16 protein-coding genes are annotated in these 17364 nt (G+C 33.8%); 9 read left to right on the plus strand and 7 right to left on the minus strand.

The genetic code is table 11. The features are described from left to right. The first annotated feature begins 275 nt into the window (after nucleotides 1-275). Entirely contained in the window at nucleotides 276-1517 is a 1242-nt protein-coding gene (locus G540_RS0103025; protein WP_191975846.1) for a serine hydroxymethyltransferase, read from the plus strand. Between the two features lie 85 nt (nucleotides 1518-1602). Here G540_RS0103025 and rihC read toward each other — a convergent pair whose 3' ends face one another. Then, nucleotides 1603-2523 (minus strand): ribonucleoside hydrolase RihC, encoded by a 921-nt coding sequence (rihC, locus tag G540_RS0103030; RefSeq protein ID WP_027106823.1) that lies wholly within the window; start codon nucleotides 2521-2523, stop codon nucleotides 1603-1605. Between the two features lie 387 nt (nucleotides 2524-2910). Between rihC and G540_RS0103035 the strand changes: the two genes are divergently transcribed. From G540_RS0103035 to G540_RS0103045, 3 genes are all read left to right on the plus strand, one after another. Beyond that, complete coding sequence (locus tag G540_RS0103035; RefSeq protein ID WP_027106824.1) at nucleotides 2911-3462, plus strand: biotin transporter BioY; 552 nt, start codon at nucleotides 2911-2913, stop codon at nucleotides 3460-3462. 66 nt (nucleotides 3463-3528) lie between these two features. Next, nucleotides 3529-3846, plus strand: coding sequence for a cupin domain-containing protein (locus G540_RS0103040; protein ID WP_027106825.1), 318 nt, complete (start codon nucleotides 3529-3531; stop codon nucleotides 3844-3846). An 18-nt stretch (nucleotides 3847-3864) separates the two neighbouring features. Continuing rightward, nucleotides 3865-4197, plus strand: a complete 333-nt coding sequence (locus G540_RS0103045; protein WP_027106826.1) for a cupin domain-containing protein — start codon at nucleotides 3865-3867, stop codon at nucleotides 4195-4197. Between the two features lie 150 nt (nucleotides 4198-4347). Here G540_RS0103045 and G540_RS0103050 read toward each other — a convergent pair whose 3' ends face one another. Together G540_RS0103050 and G540_RS0103055 are read right to left on the minus strand one after the other, a co-directional pair. After that, the gene (locus G540_RS0103050; RefSeq protein ID WP_027106827.1) at nucleotides 4348-6717 is read right to left on the minus strand and encodes a phosphoketolase family protein; all 2370 of its coding nucleotides are present in this window, start codon (nucleotides 6715-6717) and stop codon (nucleotides 4348-4350) included. Between the two features lie 180 nt (nucleotides 6718-6897). Then, complete coding sequence (locus G540_RS0103055; RefSeq protein WP_027106828.1) at nucleotides 6898-7626, minus strand: GntR family transcriptional regulator; 729 nt, start codon at nucleotides 7624-7626, stop codon at nucleotides 6898-6900. A 124-nt stretch (nucleotides 7627-7750) separates the two neighbouring features. Between G540_RS0103055 and galE the strand changes: the two genes are divergently transcribed. Then, nucleotides 7751-8737: a UDP-glucose 4-epimerase GalE gene (galE, locus tag G540_RS0103060; protein ID WP_027106829.1), complete on the plus strand. Its 987-nt coding sequence runs from the start codon at nucleotides 7751-7753 to the stop codon at nucleotides 8735-8737. A 40-nt stretch (nucleotides 8738-8777) separates the two neighbouring features. Here the strand turns inward: galE and G540_RS0103065 are convergent, their stop codons facing one another. After that, on the minus strand, nucleotides 8778-9083 hold the full coding sequence (locus G540_RS0103065) for a hypothetical protein (RefSeq protein ID WP_027106830.1): 306 nt from the start codon (nucleotides 9081-9083) through the stop codon (nucleotides 8778-8780). A gap of 1248 nt (nucleotides 9084-10331) precedes the next feature. Here G540_RS0103065 and G540_RS0103070 point away from each other — a divergent pair. The 3 genes from G540_RS0103070 (at nucleotide 10332) to G540_RS0103080 (ending at nucleotide 13548) form a co-directional block, all read left to right on the plus strand. Beyond that, nucleotides 10332-11372, plus strand: a complete 1041-nt coding sequence (locus G540_RS0103070) for an AI-2E family transporter (protein WP_027106831.1) — start codon at nucleotides 10332-10334, stop codon at nucleotides 11370-11372. Nucleotides 11373-11454: 82 nt separating this feature from the next. Further along, nucleotides 11455-12141 (plus strand): 2,3-diphosphoglycerate-dependent phosphoglycerate mutase, encoded by a 687-nt coding sequence (locus G540_RS0103075; RefSeq protein ID WP_027106832.1) that lies wholly within the window; start codon nucleotides 11455-11457, stop codon nucleotides 12139-12141. 192 nt (nucleotides 12142-12333) lie between these two features. Beyond that, nucleotides 12334-13548: an L-lactate MFS transporter gene (locus G540_RS0103080; protein WP_027106833.1), complete on the plus strand. Its 1215-nt coding sequence runs from the start codon at nucleotides 12334-12336 to the stop codon at nucleotides 13546-13548. A gap of 45 nt (nucleotides 13549-13593) precedes the next feature. Here the strand turns inward: G540_RS0103080 and G540_RS0103085 are convergent, their stop codons facing one another. Next, nucleotides 13594-14004 (minus strand): peptide deformylase, encoded by a 411-nt coding sequence (locus tag G540_RS0103085; RefSeq protein WP_027106834.1) that lies wholly within the window; start codon nucleotides 14002-14004, stop codon nucleotides 13594-13596. A gap of 14 nt (nucleotides 14005-14018) precedes the next feature. Next, on the minus strand, nucleotides 14019-15227 hold the full coding sequence (locus tag G540_RS06980) for an MFS transporter (RefSeq protein ID WP_081653534.1): 1209 nt from the start codon (nucleotides 15225-15227) through the stop codon (nucleotides 14019-14021). 191 nt (nucleotides 15228-15418) lie between these two features. Between G540_RS06980 and G540_RS0103095 the strand changes: the two genes are divergently transcribed. Further along, the gene (locus G540_RS0103095) at nucleotides 15419-16303 is read left to right on the plus strand and encodes a DNA/RNA non-specific endonuclease (RefSeq protein ID WP_027106835.1); all 885 of its coding nucleotides are present in this window, start codon (nucleotides 15419-15421) and stop codon (nucleotides 16301-16303) included. Between the two features lie 44 nt (nucleotides 16304-16347). On the opposite strand, the gene G540_RS0103100 is transcribed toward G540_RS0103095, so the two are convergent. Further along, complete coding sequence (locus G540_RS0103100) at nucleotides 16348-17322, minus strand: asparaginase (protein ID WP_027106836.1); 975 nt, start codon at nucleotides 17320-17322, stop codon at nucleotides 16348-16350. Between the last annotated feature and the right edge of the window lie 42 nt (nucleotides 17323-17364).

Consider the following 17364-nt stretch of genomic DNA (forward strand, 5'->3'; position numbering starts at 1 on the left):
ACTAAATTGGTTTGTTGTGAAAATTTATTTTTTTAAAATAGTGCACAATTTAATGTTAGGTAATTACTTAGTTAATTATAAAAAAAGACTAAAAGTAGTTCGCGATAGTTTTAATAATAAAACTGTTAAAAATAACCAGAAATACTCTCATTTTAACTATTTAAAAAGTGTGAGATGCATGCCAAAAGTTCTTAGAATATGCTAAAATGTAGGCGTCTAGATTTTAATTAAGCAAAAATTTAGTCTAATAGATAGATTTTTTAGGAGGAATAAATTTGCGTTACGAACATGTCAAAGCTCAAGATCCTGCTATTTTTGAATTAATGGAGGCCGAATTAAAACGCCAACAAGATCACTTAGAATTGATCGCGTCGGAAAACTTCGTATCAGAAGCTGTTTTAGACTGCATGGGAAGTCACTTAACTAATAAATATGCGGAAGGTTTACCACGCCGTCGCTATTATGGTGGTTGTGAATTTGTTGATGGAATTGAACAATTATGTATTGATCGTGCTTGTGAATTATTTAAAGCAGATCATGCTAATGTCCAAGCTCACTCAGGTGCACAAGCTAACACAGCCGTTTACTTTGCTTTATTAGAACCGGGCGATACTGTAATGGGGATGTCTTTAGATCAAGGTGGACACTTAACTCACGGATCAAAAGTTAACCTTTCTGGTAAATATTATAATTTCGTTTCATATGGTGTTGATCCTGAAACAGAAATGATTGACTATGTAGAATTAGAAAACTTAGTTAAAGAACATCAACCAAAATTATTAGTAGCTGGAGCATCAGCATATCCACGTACAATTGATTTTGAAAAAATTGGACGCATTTGTCATGAAAATAATGTTATTTTCATGGTTGATATGGCCCATATTGCTGGGTTAGTCGCTGCAGGGTTACATCCATCACCAGTTCCATTTGCAGATGTTGTAACAACAACAACACATAAAACATTAAGAGGCCCTCGTGGTGGTTTGATTTTATGTAAAGCTGATTATGCTAAGAAAATTGATAAGGCTGTTTTCCCAGGTATTCAAGGTGGTCCTTTAATGCACATTATTGCTGCGAAAGCAGTCGCATTCAAAGAAGCTCTTAGTCCAGAATTTGTTGAATATCAAAAACAAGTTATTGCTAATGCTAAAGCGCTAGCGCAAGGCTTACAAGACCGTGGCTTTAGAATTGTTTCTGGTGGAACAGATAATCACTTGTTATTAGTTGATGTTAGTGCTGTTGGTATGACTGGTAAAGAAGCAGATGCTATTTTAGAACAAGTTAATATTACAGCTAACAAAAATACGATTCCATTTGATAAAGAAAGCCCATTTGTTACAAGTGGTGTGCGTGTTGGGACACCAGCAATTACAACTCGTGGGTTACAAACAGAAGACATGGACATTATTGCCACTGTTTTTGAAAAAGCTTTAATTAAAGGTGATATTTTAGGTGCCAAAGAAGATGTAGCTGGATTAACAGCTAAATATCCGCTTTATCCTGATATGTTAAAATAAAATAAAATATAATTAAAATTAAAAAAATTAAAAACACCAAACAATCTGATTCTTCAGATTGTTTGGTGTTTTGTTATATCAATAATTATTTTTCGAAATGATCACGAACAACGCTGACAAACCAATCGTTGAAAGCTTCTTTATCAACAGTTAGACAAACTTTAGCGTTGGTTTTACCATCGTGGTAAGCAGCACGGACATCGGCAACTGTTTCACCATTAGCAGGTCCTTCTGTAATAATATCAACCCAATAATCTTTTGTTTCAAAAGCTTCAGGGTGTAATAAGTAGAAGATTGTTTGTGCATCATGGACAGCAGTACCTGTTTCATCACGGTCAAAATCGCAAAGTAAAATATCATGTAACATTTTACCGCCACGACCCATTTCGTTAATTTTAGCTAATGTTTCATCTGTAATTCGACCAGCTAAAGTCACATCTAAACCAACCATGACTAATGGAATTCCAGCATTGAACATAATTTTAGCAGCATGTGGATCAGTAAACATATTAAATTCAGCGGCACTTGTCATATTACCACGTCCTAGTGATCCACCCATGCAGATAATTTTTTCGATATTTTCTTTAACTTCAGGGTATTGAGAAAGAAGTAAAGCAATATTTGTATATGAACCAGTTGGTACGAGGATGATTTTTTCATCGCTGTTCATAATTTCATCACGTAAAGCTTCGATGGCATTTTTTGCAAGTGGTTTACTTGTTGGAGCATCAAAGTCATAACCAGCCATACCAGATTCACCATGGACATGAGATGCATCTTCTAATGGTTTGATCAATGGTTGTTTGGCACCAGCAGCAACTGGAACATCTTTGTTGAAGAAATCAACAATTGTTAAAGCATTCTTGGTTGTTTTATCTAAACTAACATTACCTGCAACTGTGGTAATTAAACGAAGATCAATTTGAGGTTCGTTTAATGCCATTGATAAAGCGGCTGCATCATCAATCCCAGGATCAGTATCCATAATAATTTTATATTTTGTCATAAAAAATTCCTCCTAAGCTAAAAAACAACTTTAAATAACAGTGATACTTACAAAAATTATTATACACCTATTAACGAAGAATTACGAAAGCGTTTTTATAGGTTCTTATTAAATTTTAATCATTGGTTTTGATAGTTGTAAAAACCTTTATATCATAGGGTAAACCGTTTTAATTAAAAACCAATGATACTTTTAAAAATGAGAAAAAAATGAGAGTTTTTAGTAGTTTTTAAAGCGTAAAAATACTTATGTTACAAAATATATGAATCACAGATTATTATATTAACTAGTGATTATTAAACAAGTTAGTTAACTAGTATTGAAAAAATGGTTAACCAAAATTATAATAAGGTTAACTTAGAGAAGCAGGAGATTATAAATATGAAAATGAAAACGAAAGATTTAACTCAAATAGCATTTATGATAGCGATTATTGTGATTTTAGGTTTTATTCCACCATTACCATTAGGTTTTATTCCCGTACCAATTATTTTTCAAAATATGGGAGTTATGTTGGCTGGTTTATTATTAGGTAAGAAAAAAGGAACTTGGGCTGTGGTCGGGTTTGTTTTATTAGGAATTGTAGGTGTACCTGTGTTTACGGGTGGAAGATCTATTATTCCGGTAATTACTGGCCCGACAGCCGGATATGTTTTAGCTTGGTTAGTTACACCGTACTTAATTGGCAGGGGTGTAGAGTTAATGCAAGCTAAGGATAAAATGGTATTGCAATGGATTAGCGTTGTGGTGGCAGGTGTTTTATTTGTAGATTTATGTGGATCGATTTGGCTTTCTGTTTATACTAAAATGCCTTTAATGCAAGCTATTTTAGGAAATACGGTTTTTATCCCAGGTGATTTAATTAAGGCTACTTTGGCGGTAGTTGTCGTGAAAGCTTTAGTTCATAATCAAAGAATGCGGATGTTGTTAAATTATTAAAGGTAATTTAACTTAGGCACTTTTTTCGTTATACTAGGAGATAAGTGCTGAAAAAGGGGTGATAATTTGAAAGAACTTAAAACACTTGAAGTTGTAGCTTGGCGAGAACTTTTATCGATACAAGCAAAGATGATTATTTCGCGTAAAGTTTATGAAGATCAACAAACAACTTTAGTTATGTTTGCGGCTGGAGCTGGTGAAGAAATCAGTTCTGAAAAATATGCTAAGACAGTAGTTTATAGTGTTTTAGATGGTGTAATCGAATGTGAAATGGAACAAACAACTGTTCAGATTCTAGCAGGAAGTTATTTTAAAATCCCACCAGACTGTGAACATCGTTTGCAATTTTCACAAGATTGTCGCTTTTTAATGTTAATTAAATAAAAGGGGAGTTATATTATCATGGCTATTATTAAAAATATTGCAGCAGAACAAGTATTTGCAGTGAAAGATTTAGTGGACTATGTTGAGGAGGCCACCGCTAATTTAACTTTAGCTAAAAATGATCAGCTGAATTTAAGTGTATTTGCTTTTGATGTTGGTGAAGGATTATCTACTCACCAAGCACCTGGTGATGCTTTTATTGCGATTTTAGATGGAGAAGCTGAAATTGTGATAGCTGATGAGAAATATCAATTAAAAACAGGGGAATCCATTATTATGCCACTTGGAAAACCACATTCTGTTTTAGCTGTTACAAAAATGAAAATGTTATTGAATTTAGTAAAAGCATAATTTAACAAAAAAAGGTAGCTGTTTATATAACAGCTACCTTTTTAATTTATGATATTAGAAAACCACCATCTGAGAGACTGGCAGATGGTGGTTTATTATTTATTTAACTTTTTAGGAGAAATATACTAGTTAATTAAAACTTGAGAGAAATTATTTAAGTTCTTTCCATTCCCAAGCTTCAACTTCTGGAAGATCGCGACCTTCATCACGGATGTATTGGTGGTGTTTAGCCACTGTAGCATCCATTTCAGCAACGATTTGACCGTATTTATCAGCATCTGGTAATGCAAGAACTGCTGATTTAACAAGATCAAAGCGATCCATTTGGTTAACAACACGCATATCGAATGGAGTTGTAATATCACCATTTTCACGGTAACCATGAATGTGAAGGTTATGGTTGTGACGATCGAAGAAGATATCACGAATTAAACCTTCAAAACCGTGGAATGCGAAGACAACAGGTTTGTCTTTTGTGAAGAATTGATCGAATTCTTCATCTGTTAAACCACGAGGGTCTACTTTAGGGCTACGTAGTTTCAATAAGTCAACAACGTTAATGAAACGAATCTTCAATTCTGGTAATTTTTCATGCAAGATTGAGATTGCAGCTAAAGCTTCTAAGTTAGGTTCTGTACCTGCAGCAGCAACTACTAAGTCTGGTTCAGCATTGTGATCTGTAGATGCCCAATCGATAATCTTAAGACCATTGTCTACTAATTCTTTAGCTTCAGCAGCTGTATAGAATTGTTGACGTGGGTGTTTTGAAGAAACGATTAAGTTAATCTTTTCACGATCGTTTAATACTTTATCAAAGACAGCAAGTAATGAGTTAGCATCTGCTGGTAAGTATTCACGAATGAATTCTGGTTTCTTATCTGCTAAGTGACCAAGTAAACCTGGATCTTGGTGTGTATAACCATTGTGATCTTGTTGGAATACTGTAGATGTAGCGATAACGTTTAATGAAGGAATTTCTGAACGCCATGATTGTTCTTTAGCTTTACGTAACCACTTGAAGTGTTGTGTAAGCATTGAATCTACAACACGTAAGAATGATTCGTATGAAGCGAAGAAACCGTGACGACCTGTTAAGACATAACCTTCTAAGAAACCTTCAGCTTGGTGTTCTGATAATTGAGAATCAATAACACGACCAGCTGGAGCTAAGAATTCGTCATTAGGTTCTTTAATAGATGGTAACCATTGACGGCTTGTTTCTTTAAAGATAGGTGCTAAACGGTTTGACATTGTTTCGTCAGGTCCGAAAATACGGAAGTTAGCATTTTCTTCGTTGTTTGCGATTACTTGTTCTAAGTATTCACCTAAAACTAACATATCTTGAGCAACGATTTTACCGTGTTCTGTTGTATCAAGAGCGAAATCACGGAAATCAGGTTTGATTAAATCGCGGATTAATTTACCTGGGTTTGTGTGTGGGTTCATAGCCATACGACGGTCACCCTTAGGAGCGATTGCTGCGATTTCTTCTTTTAATGAACCATCTTCATTGAATAATTCTTCTGGACGGTAGCTTTCTAACCATTCAACTAAAGCATCAATGTGATCCATATGATCTTGATCTACAGGAATTGGAACTTGGTGAGCACGGAATGAGTTTTCAATTGGTGCGCCATCCCATTCTTTAGGACCTGTCCAACCTTTAGGTGCGCGGAACACGATTACAGGCCATGCTGGCATTGTAGCATCGTTGTTTTCACGAGCGTTCTTTTGAATAGCTTTGATTTCTTCGATAGCTTGATCTAATGCTTTAGCCATTGCTGGGTGCATTTTTTCAGGATCATCGCCTTCAACAAAGATAGGAGCCCATCCTTGACCTTCGAAGAATTTAGCTAAATCTTCATCACTTGTACGTGATAAGATTGTAGGGTTTGAAATTTTGAATCCGTTAATATCAACGATAGGTAATACGGCACCATCATTGATAGGGTTAATAAATTTATTTGACATCCAAGAAGCAGCTAAAGGACCAGTTTCAGCTTCACCATCACCAACAACAGCAGCAACGATTAAGTCTGGATTATCTAAAACAGCACCAACTGAGTGAGAAATTGAGTAACCAAGTTCGCCACCTTCGTGAATTGAACCTGGTGTTTCAGGTGCAGCGTGAGATGCGATTCCGCCTGGGAATGAGAAACGTTTGAATAATTTCTTCATACCTTCAACGTCTTGTGTAATTTCAGGATAGATTTCTGTATAACTACCATCAAGGTAAGAGTTAGAAACCATAACTTGTCCACCGTGACCAGGACCTTCAACGTAGAACATATCAAGATCATATTTATTAATTACACGGTTTAAGTGTGCATAAATAAAGTTTTGTCCTGAGATTGTACCCCAGTGTCCGATTGGTTTAACTTTTACGTCAGATGCAACAACTGGACGTTGAAGTAATGGGTTGTCTTTTAAGTATAATTGACCAACTGATACATAGTTAGCTGCACGCCAAAATGCGTCAAGTGTGTTCAAATATTCTTTAGATGAGTAATCTACTGTCATTTGTAATTCTCCTTTGTTTTTTAAAGATTGTAATCTTTACTACACTTCTAATAATACGGATTTTCACCAAAATGTCAACCAAAAAATAAATTGGTACGACCCAATTTATAAAAGTGATAGAACGATAAGTTTTAATAGTAAAATAAAAAGCCCCCGCCAAAGCGAGAGCTGTTAGGTTATTTAGTGATCGACTGAGACAAAGGAGTTAAATTTAAGATAATCATAGTGAAAACGCATATGAGAAAATTCAAATGGTGTTCCGTTATCTAAGAAGAAAATCCCTTCCATAATGCCAACCGGTTCAGTAGGTTTTAAATTAAGTAAATTTTGATCTTCAGTTGTTGATGGTTCTGCAAAAACTGATAAGAAAGATTTGGTTACAGATTGATTATGTTCATTTTGCATATAGTTAAAAATTGATTTTTCGATTTGAGAACGTGATAATTGCGGTGCAATCTTAATTGGGATAAAACCAGTTTCAATCATAAATGGTTTATCATCAAAAGAACGTAAACGGATAATTTTATAAACGAAGTCATCTGGTTTTAAGAATAAATCCCGTTGTAATTCTTCTGTGGGAGAAATAACTTCAAAATCTAAAACGGTTGTTGTCGGACGTTTGCCATCCATTTTGAAGTTGTCAGTGACACCTAAGTTGGAACTTTCTTCGTAATTGAAAATTGATTCATTTTTTAAATATAACGGATTGATAAATGTTCCGGAACCGCGTTTTTTGAAAATTAAGCCATCGTTAGCCATGCGGTTTAAAGCACGTTTTACGGAACTCCGACTTACATCATATTCTGCAGAAAGGGTTCTTTCATCAGGTAATTTCAAGTTGGTAAATTGACCATCAAAAATACGTTTTTTGAGATCAGCAATAATTTGTTTATATACCAATTCTGCCATTTCAATACTCCTTTTTTGTAATTTTATAAATCTAAGTTAACCACAAGAAAAGGAATTGGACAAGTTAGACTTTTAAGAAGTGGGTTAAAAATGATAGAATTAAACTAAAAAAGGAGGGTGAAAAATGGCGATTTTAGTTGTCGGAGGAGCTGGTTATATCGGTTCCCATATGGTTGATTATTTAATTTCGCAACAACAAGAAGTTATTGTTGTGGATAATTTAAGTACTGGTCATCAAGCAGCGATTAGCAAGGAAGCGCGTTTTTATCAAGGTGATTTAGCTGATCAACCATTTATGCGCCGTGTTTTTAAAGAAAATCCAACCATTACAGCGGTGATTCATTTTGCTGCTTATTCATTAGTTGGAGAATCAATGCAAAACCCTTTGAAATATTTTGATAACAATACAAGTGGTTTAATTAAATTATTAGAAGTGATGCATGAGTTCTCTATTCGTAAAATTATTTTTTCATCCACAGCAGCTGTCTATGGTATACCAAAAGTCTTACCAATTACTGAAAAAGCAGCTACGGAGCCGATTAATCCTTATGGCGAAAGTAAATTAATGATGGAAAAAATTATGTTTTGGGCACAAAAAGCCTATGGGATTGAGTATGTTGCTTTTCGTTATTTTAATGTTGCAGGGGCTAAACCGGATGGTAGTTTGGGAGAAGACCATCATCCAGAAACGCATCTTGTTCCGTTAGTTTTACAAGTAGCTTTAGGTCAAAGAAAAGAACTAGCCTTGTATGGTGATGATTATCAGACAGCAGATGGAACGAATGTGCGTGATTATGTCCATCCATTTGATTTAGCACAGGCTCATCTTTTAGCGGTTGAATATTTACAAGCAGGAAATCAATCGACTGTCTTTAATTTAGGTTCAGCAACTGGGTTTTCAAATTTAGAAATTATTAAAACAGCACAAAAAGTTACTGGACAAGAAATTCCGTATGTCGTTGCGCCTAGAAGACCGGGAGATCCGGATAGTTTAGTAGCAAATGCACGCAAAGCGCGTGATGTTTTAGGGTGGGAGCCTGAGTTTGATAATTTAGAAACAATTATTGCCACAGCTTGGAATTGGCATCAAAAACATCCTAATGGATATTAAAAAAGCTACCAATCAAACGATTGGTAGCTTTTTGTGTTGATTAGTTAATTTTTTGTAATAATGGTTGAGCTGTTGCTTTGTCGATTGGCAAATAATCTAAGCCAATTACATCTTGATTAATTAGTAAGGAATAGTTTCCTGGTAATTCAGCAACTAAACTCATTAATTGGTTAATTTGTTCTGATTCAAAACGGTTGAAAGAGAAATTACGTTTCTTTTTCATGTTTTCTTCTAAATCTTTAGAAAAAATAACATTTACATAGTTACCTGTTGTGCGACTTGATAAACGCCATTCTTTATCTTGTTCAGAGCGTGATTCGATTTTTTCGATGATTGTATCATCCATTTTGATGGACCTCCCGTTTTTTCGGATTCATAATATCTGCACCTATACCATACACTGAATGCTATTAAAAAGCAAGTTTATAAAAGTTCAAAATGCGTAAATAAGTATAAAAACTTATTGTAAAAACGCTTTATTTTAACCATAACCAAACTTGATTCAAAAAAACAAATTTAAAATCAGTACATTTAATTAAAACTAGACCATTGGTACGTATTTTTAATTGGAAAGGTCGATTTTTTAAATGACAGTCAATCGTTTTACTAAAAAAGCTATATAAATTAACTTATATTAATGTGGTGTAAAATGAAAAAGTAATGGATGTTTTTTTCATGTAATTAATTTTTTAAAAAGAGAGGAAAGACCTGGAGTAATAGGAAATCAAGTAAAGAAATTAGTCTGAGATGGGGTGTTAATAATTGCTTTTTAGTAGCTTAATTAAGTTGATTTCAAATGAAAGATTGATGTCTAAAGAAGTTTTAAGCGATTTAAAATAATGACAAACTCCGATTAAACCTTATGAAAACAAGTGGTATCATTAGTTGTTGATTATACCAATCGAAGTATAAGTTATGAAAGATAGTTTGTCAGAGTGATGATAAAGTTTGGGGATAATTGTTAATTTTAAATAAACAAAAAAACAGCGCAAACTTAGGGGAGTTTACGCTGTTTGTTATAAGGGAATGCTGTTAATTATTTTCAGATGAGTTGACAAACTCAGACTTGTAAAATAACAGACATCACATTATAACGATTATTTTGAGTTAAGACAATGATTTTTGTTAAAAAATTAAATTAATATTATATTGTTCTAAAAAACAAGCAGAGAAAGTGGCCGACTTTCTCTGCAAATAATAAGTAAGGTAATCTTATGTAATCTTCAAATCATCTCTCTCTAATGATTTAACTAGTAAAATTATAAAATTACAATCAAAATATAGGCTTTTTCTTAAGAAAAGTCAAGTATTACCGTTTAAAAAAATTTAGTTTCAATAAAATTGCTTGATGAGAATATTCTAATTTAAAAAACTTTCAAAATTAGAGCGTTTCATTTGAAATATAATTGTGCGCAATGTATCATAATGAAGTCAAATGATTTAGATAATGATTTGACCCCCTAATATAACAATATATCCTAAAGCCTCTCTGAAGAAATTCAGGGAGGTTTTATGTTTAAAAAGGGAATAAAACAAGCATTTTTATGTAAAACAATGTAAAATAGAAGTTAATTGTAAATATAGGGAGGATTTTATGAATTTATGGCAAAAATTTATCGCTAATACAGGCTTGCGCCGGACAGTTGTCTTATTAGGGATTATTAGTATTTTGTTTTTAGCGCGGAGTATGTTAAGTGTTATTTTGTTAACATTTATTTTTACTTTCTTAGTAATCAGATTAATTGGCTTTGTCCAAAAATATATTAAAATACCATCAAGTTTAATTGTTATTATTTTGTATCTCGGGATCATTGTAATTATGTATGGAGCGATCACGATTTATGTTCCAAAATTAATTGTACAATCAGAAGCGATGTTTAATTATTTAATGAATTTTTATCAACATCCGCCAAAAGGTACAAATGATTTGATGAAATATGTGAATATGTACATTAACAAATCAGAAATTATGAAACAAGCCAAAACTGGGGTTTCATTTTTATTTAGTTCTTTAGCAAGTATTGGGACAATGAGTTTCACATTCTTTATGTCATTGTTAATGAGTTTCTTCTATACAGTAGAATGTAAACAAGTTAAGAAGTTTTCCAGTCAGTTATTAGAAGGACCAAATGCATGGTTGTTCTCAGATATTTATTATTTTGCTAAAAAATTCACTAATACATTTGGTGTTGTTTTAGAAGCTCAGTTTATGATTGCTTTAATTAATACAATTATTACAACTGGCTTTTTAGCAATTTTAAAAATGCCACAATTAGTGACATTATCAGTTTTAATCTTTATTTTAAGTATGATTCCGGTAGCTGGTGTGATTTTATCATTTTTACCAATGGCCTTTATTGGTTATTCAGTTGGTGGAATTCGTTATGTGATTTATATCGTGATTATGTTAATGGTTGTTCACGCTTTAGAAGCTTATGTGCTTAATCCTAAATTAATGTCTAGCAAAACAGATTTACCAATTTTTTACACATTTATTATTTTATTTATCGCTGAACGTTTATTTGGTGTTTGGGGATTAATTGTTGGTATTCCAATCTTTACATTTATTTTAGATGTTTTAGGCGTTAAAATAAAAAGTATTCGTAAGCAACCTTTACGTAAATTGGAAAAATAATTCTGTTAATTTAAGGGAATTCGGTGTAAAATTAAATTTGTATTAGACTATTTTATTTTTCAAAGAAAGAGGTTTATACTACATGGCAAAATTAGTTTTCATCCGTCACGGACAAAGTGAATGGAACTTAGAAAACCTTTTTACAGGTTGGGTAGATGTTAATTTAAGTGAACAAGGTGTTCGCGAAGCAAAAGAAGCAGGTCGCAAGCTTAAAGCAGCTGGTCTCGAGTTCGATCAAGCTTACACATCTGTTTTAAAACGTGCTATCAAAACATTACACTTCGCATTAGAAGAATCTGATCAATTATGGATTCCTGAAACAAAAACATGGCGTTTAAACGAACGTCACTATGGCGCTTTACAAGGTAAAAACAAAGCAGTTGCCGCTGAAGAATTCGGTGATGAACAAGTTCATATCTGGCGTCGTTCTTATGATGTATTACCACCTTTATTGAGTGCTGATGATGAAGGTTCTGCAGCAAACGATCGTCGTTATGCAGAATTAGATGAACGTACAGTTCCAGGTGGCGAAAACTTAAAAGTTACTTTAGAACGTGTAATTCCATTCTGGCAAGATCACATTGCACCAGATTTATTAGCTGGTAAAAATGTTATTGTTGCAGCTCATGGTAACTCATTACGCGCTTTAACAAAATATATCGAAGAAATCTCTGACGAAGATATTATGGACGTTGAAATGGCAACAGGCCAACCAGTGGTATATACATTGGACGAACGTTTGAATATTATCGACAAAGAAAAATTATAATTTAAAACGATTAAAAACAAAGCCTTCCGTGCTTCAGCGGAAGGCTTTTTCTATTGTTTATAACACAATATGTAGTGAGGGTTAAAAACGAATGTTCTATATATTGTGTTTTTGGCGTTGATTAACAAATGTAAAAATGCTAGAATTTAAATTAGCTTTTCAAATTACATATATAAAGGATGATCAATTTTTATGGAAAAAAGATATCGGGTAGCAATTGCCGGAATCTTACTGCATTTAATGATTGGCTCGGTTTATGCTTGGAGTGTCTTCACAAAACCGATTGCCCAAGCTACAAACTGGAGTGAAGCTTCTGTTGCTTTTGCATTTAGTATTGCAATTTTTTGTTTAGGTATGTCAGCTGCTTTTATGGGGCGTTTAGTGGAAAAATATAGTCCAACCGTAACTGGGACGATTGCTAGTATTTGTTATGGAAGCGGGATTATGTTGACTGGTTATGCAATTCAAAGTCAGCAATTATGGATGTTATATGTATCTTATGGTGTGTTAGGCGGTTTAGGTTTAGGTGCGGGGTATGTTACACCTGTTTCTACTATTATTCGTTGGTTCCCTGACAAACGTGGTTTAGCTACAGGGATGGCCATTATGGGATTTGGTTTTGCAGCAATGTTAACAGGTCCTGTTGCGCAAAAATTAATGGCAGCTTTTGGTTTGGTGAAGACATTTTATATTTTAGGTGCGGTTTATTTTATAGTGATGATTATTTCGGCACAATTTATCAAAAAACCTCAACCTGGAGAATTACCACAACATATTAATTCAGATGCTATTACTGTTAAAACAAAAAGTGAAAAAACAGCTAACCAAGCACTTAAAAGTCCATATTTTTATGCCTTATGGTTAATGTTCTTTATTAATATTACATGTGGAATTGGGCTGGTTTCAGCGGCCTCACCAATGGCTCAAGAAATGACTAAAATGAATGTTGGATTAGCAGCATTAATGGTTGGGATTATTGGTATTTTTAATGGTTTTGGCCGTTTAGTCTGGGCAACGTTATCTGATTTAATCGGACGTCCTTTAACGTTTAGTTTGATCTTTTTCGTTGATGTTGTTATGTTAGGTTGTCTTCTTTGGTGGCATGAACCAATTGTTTTTGTGATTGCTTTATGTATTGTGATGTCATGTTATGGGGCGGGCTTTTCAGTTATTCCAGCTTATTTAAGTGATATTTTTGGTACAAAAGAACTCGGAACAATTCATGGTTATATTTTAACAGCGTGGGCGATGGCCGGAGTGGTCGGACCGCTTGTTTTATCATTTACACACCAAAAATTCCATAACTACCAATTCACATTAATGACATTTATTATCTTAGAAAGTGTTGCTTTATTATTATCAATTTGGCTTCAATTTAAACTTAAAAATAATAAAACAAAATATTAATTCAAAAATCCCTTTGCTAGTATAACTGGCAAAGGGATTTTTGATTTAAATGATAATACCATCACAGTGATCAATTTCATGTTGAATAATTTGTGCAATCCAATCGCTAAATTCTTGTTTTCTGGGTTGGAAATTTTGATCTAAGTATTTTACTGTGATTTGACGATAGCGTTTAGTTGGACGAGTACCTTCTAAAGAGAGACAGCCTTCTTCAGTATTAAACGGTTGGGCTTTTTTTGTGATGACCGGATTAACCATAATTACAGGAAACGGCCCCATTTGAACGATGATAATCCGTTTTAAGACGCCAATCATATTAGCTGCCATTCCAACACAACAATCTTGATTGGCTTTTAAAGTATCTTGTAAATCAAAAATAACTTGTTGGTCAGCTAGTGTGGCGGGAGTTGATTTTTGGGATAAAAAATTTTCATCACACATAATCGGTTTTTGCATAATTCACCTCAAAATTAATTAGTTTCTTTTATCATATCAGAATTTAATTTTGGTTGCCGACTTGATTTCAAATAAACCCAACCAGAACCTAAAGCAATGACAAAAGCTAAGGCACCTAAAACAAAGGGGCTTTGTGGTTGCATTTTGTACATTTCACCAGCTAAAAAGGCGCCGATAATCATCCCTAAAGATTGTGTCGCTTGATAAAAACCTAAGACCATATTTCGATTTTTATCAGAAGCTTCATTAGTAATTAAGTCTTGAATTAAAGGAACAGTAATGGCATAACCACCATAAAAAACAAAATTTAAAGTTAAGTAAAGCGGAAGTGGTTTGATAAAAATAGTAATGAGCATCACGGCTGCACTTAAACCAAGTACGACCAAGATACTTTTTTTAATATTTGTTTTCTTCAATAAATAAATACAAATTGTTAAGTTAGCAACTAACGAAACTAATCCGACAATACCTTTGAAAATTCCGTTATAAGCACTGGAAAGATGAATCATATCTTTTAAATAGTAATTAAAACTTTGATCAAAGGCCGTATAACCTAAGAAAACAAAAGTTGATAATATAAATAAAGCACTAAAGGAACGATTCATGAATTTTTTACCATCCAAGAATGCTTTTAAAGGATTAGATTCATGAATGATTTCTTTGAAAGTAGCTTGTGGTGTGGTTAAATCTTTTTCTAAGAAAAGATAATAAGCAATCCCAACTAAAATTAATTGGACAACTTGTAAGGCAAATGCGGCATTGAGACTATATTGACCTAAAATACCACCCACAAAATAACCTAGAGCACTGGTAACTGTTTGGATCGTTGCATTCCAAGTTAAAGCCGCTCCCCGTTCTTGTGGTGGCGTTACATTAGCAATATAAGTTAAAGTTCCCACGAAAAAGGCACCACATGCTAAACCGGCTAATAAACGTCCAGCAATAATAATTGGAACTGTATGGCCAAATGCAAACATGATTTGGGCGATTCCATATCCGATACTACCAATCGCCATAGCTGATTTAGAGTTGATCAAACTAGTCATCTTACCCCAAAAAGGTGATGAAATAAACATCCCTAATGACATAACGGCAAAAGCGATCCCGAACATGGAATTACTGAGGTTTAACATTTTAAAATAAGTTGGTGTGACGGGGTGAGCATAATTTGCAGCCATGCAAAAAATACTAATTAAAGTGAAAAATAAATATTTCTTTTTCATAAAAACCTCCTTTGAAAAAGTTACGATCTAAAAAAGCAATATAACTATGTAACTACAAAAAAGACGGTGTGTCAATTCTGCATGAGAATTCATTAAAAGAGTGCTTAAAAATTTTTAAATATAACTTAAAGGAAGTCGCTAGAAAGTATGCTACAATAATTAGTAATTAAGATTGAAAATGAGGAGAACAGATGTTTAAACAAAAAAATAAATTTAAGTTACTGGTCACAATTGTTTCTGTAATGACATTATTGTTAACTGGTTGTAGTCAAAGTAATCAAACGGCGCAAGAATCTAGTTCAACAACACCGAAAACCAAAGTGGTTCAACAAAGTAAACAAGCGATTTCGCAAGCTAAACAAAAAGAACCACAAACAAAAACAACACATTATAATTCACAATATACACCAACAGAAGAGCTATCCCGTTCTGTCTTAACTAATGATGTAGTGACAAAATTAGGTGGATTAGCATTGATTAAGTGGAATGGTGCTGGGGCATTTATTATTAATAACAATCATAATAAATTAAAAGTCATTCGTGGTAATCGTCCGTATGCACAATGTCAAGTCGATGATTTAGGTCGACCTGTGATGGTAGATTCTTTATTAACGAAAGCAACTAGACAATATAAAAATCGTCGCAAAACTGGAAACGGTGCTTCTAAATGGAAACCAGCAGGATTTCATCAGATGAAACTGAATGGTAAATGGAATCACTTATATGATCGCGGACATTTATTAGCATATTCTTTAGTTGGTAATTTGAGAGGCTTTGATGCATCGGAACGAAATATAAAAAATATTGCTACACAAACGGCCTGGGCTAATGAAGCGCGCAGTCATAACTCAACGGGACAAAATTATTTTGAAACAAAAGTTCGCAAAGCTTTAGATCGACATAAAACAGTTCGTTATCGTGTGACAAATATTTATCAAGGTCGCAATATTATTCCATCTGGTGCGCAATTACAGGCGAAGTCTTTAGATGGTAGTTTAGAATTTAATGTCTTTATACCTAATGTTCAACCGGGTGTGCTTATTAATTATGAAACAGGTTATGCTAAAGTTGCATAATAAAAAACCTTTGAGAAAATTTTTCTCAAAGGTTTTTTTGTTTGTTAAGAAATGGCATTACTCATAAAATGAGCTAATTCTTCTTCATCTAAGCCAGCACTTAAACCAACTAACAGTTTAATGCGAGCTTTTTGACCGTTTAAACCATGACAGAAAATAACACCCATTTCACTTAATTGCACACCGCCGCCTTCATAAGCATAGACGTCTTGAGCAATACCGTTAAAACAACGTGATACTAAAACTACAGGAATTTTTAAGTCTAAAAGTTTTTGTAATTGTGGTAAAACGCGTGGTGGTAAGTTTCCGGCACCTAACGCTTCAATGACAACACCGTTTGTATTTGGATTGTCTAAATAAGAAAAGAGTTCCGGGTCCATACCGGCATAAGCCTTTAATAAGTAGACATGATCAACTACTTCTGTAATTGGTTGGATTGTGTGATTGAGCAATGTTTCAAAGAAATGTGCCCGGTCTTTGGAAATTAATCCAATTGGTCCAAAGGTTGGTGTTCTAAAAGTAGCTACATTAGTTGTATGTGTTTTTGTAACATAACGAGCAGTATGAATTTCATCATTCATAACGACTAAGACACCTTGATTTTTAGCCTGATCGTTAGCTGCCGTCAAGATAGCGGTTTGTAAATTGTGTAAACCATCAGAACCGATTTCGTTAGCGGAGCGCATGGCACCTGTAATTACAATTGCTAAAGAATTTGGAATTGTTAAATCAAGAAAATAAGCTGTTTCTTCTAGGGTATCGGTACCGTGTGTAATCACTACACCATCGATGCCGTCTTTTTCAGCTGCTAAAATTCGTTTTTGCAAAATTAACATTTCATTAGCACCGATATGTGGTGAAGGAACATTGAAAATATCTTCGGTGATTAATTCTAAATTATCAGCAAAGGGATTAGTGAATTTATTAAGTGGATTTTCAGAGCCAGGTGCCACTGCACCGGATTCGTCTTCAGACATGGCAATTGTTCCACCAGTATGGAGAATTAAAATTTTTTTCATTGGATAAACCCAAATTACTTAGTGATAAGTTATTTAGGTGAG

Origin of the sequence: Ligilactobacillus ceti DSM 22408 (genome assembly GCF_000423245.1) — a bacterium.
Classification (GTDB): Bacteria; Bacillota; Bacilli; order Lactobacillales; family Lactobacillaceae; genus Ligilactobacillus; species Ligilactobacillus ceti.